At 29.4% G+C, this 994-nt stretch carries 1 protein-coding gene and 1 pseudogene; one reads left to right on the top strand and one right to left on the bottom strand.

Annotation, left to right across the window (positions count from 1 at the left end; genetic code table 11):
* Positions 1 to 465, top strand: a pseudogene (locus AC1DRF_RS29555) (hypothetical protein); the annotation flags it as partial.
* Positions 466 to 514: 49 nt separating this feature from the next.
* Here AC1DRF_RS29555 and AC1DRF_RS29550 read toward each other — a convergent pair.
* The gene (locus tag AC1DRF_RS29550) at positions 515 to 754 is read right to left on the bottom strand and encodes a hypothetical protein (RefSeq protein ID WP_279621323.1); all 240 of its coding nucleotides are present in this window, start codon (positions 752 to 754) and stop codon (positions 515 to 517) included.
* Positions 755 to 994 lie beyond the last annotated feature (240 nt).

Genomic DNA, 994 nt, shown 5'->3' with positions numbered 1-994 from the left:
GTACTATATTTACATGGTGGAACTTTATGTATTGACTATATTCATTATTTAATGGTTATTGTGAAAGGAAATAAAGTAATTAAAGATCATATGCCAGATCAAATTTTGTTATCTCAAGAGACTTCTAATTTAGCAAATGATTCATTGTCTGAGATCGAAGAGGCTATTATCTTTTTAAAAAGAGGCAGTTTCGCAGAAGATTATAAAGCCATATTAAAAATACTAACAATTTATAAAAAGCAAGAAACAAGTGTAGGAAGAGGTATTATACAAAAAATGCTTCCTTATTTCTTGTCTGATTCACAATTGAAACATCGATTATCTATGTTAAATAAGGTTAACTGTATTAAAGTTGGAGTTAGAAAACAAGGTACAGAGATTACAGAGTTAAGTATAGAAGTACTAAGTCGATTTGAAGACTTAATGACTTCCAATGAAAAAAAGGCTGTTATTTCTTTTAAATAACAGCCTTTTTGGTAAGTATTTTTTATTTTTTAAAAAAATAAAAACATAATTAAATCATCCCATTTATCCCCATCAGTAATCCATTTGTCTTTATGTAAATTATAGCATGGATCATAATCATGAAAACTAAAATGGCAGGTGACTTAATGCTCTTTCCATCTGCCTTATTCCAACAATGCACAAACCATTCTACAATAGTTTTTATCTCAACTTCGAACAATTGAACAAAAGCTTCTTTTTTATGGGCCTCTTGTACATATCCAGATTTTGGAGATTGCAGTTTTTGCATAAAAACATCGATATTTAATTTAATAGGGTCGATTGGCGTATGGAGTAACACTTTTTAAAACGATATAATTCTGAATATACGGAATTTTTTGAGTAGGAGAGTGGAAGTATGAGTGAAAAAAATAAAGAAATTGAATTTATAAAAATCATATGTGTCTTAGATGGTTTGACCGAAGGCTTGAATATTATAAAAGGGCAGGAGTATTACGGATTTGAGACTGTCGATGAGTTGGGTTATAAC

This window comes from Priestia sp. P5_B4 (assembly GCF_056400385.1).
The sequence above is the reverse complement of the archived record's forward strand: the minus strand, read 5'-3'. Positions and strand labels throughout refer to the sequence as shown.

Bases quoted from the DNA above. Each gene is read 5' to 3' on its own strand.
- AC1DRF_RS29550 (WP_279621323.1), bottom strand. From the start codon at position 754: ATGCAAAAACTGCAATCTCCAAAATCTGGATATGTACAAGAGGCCCAT.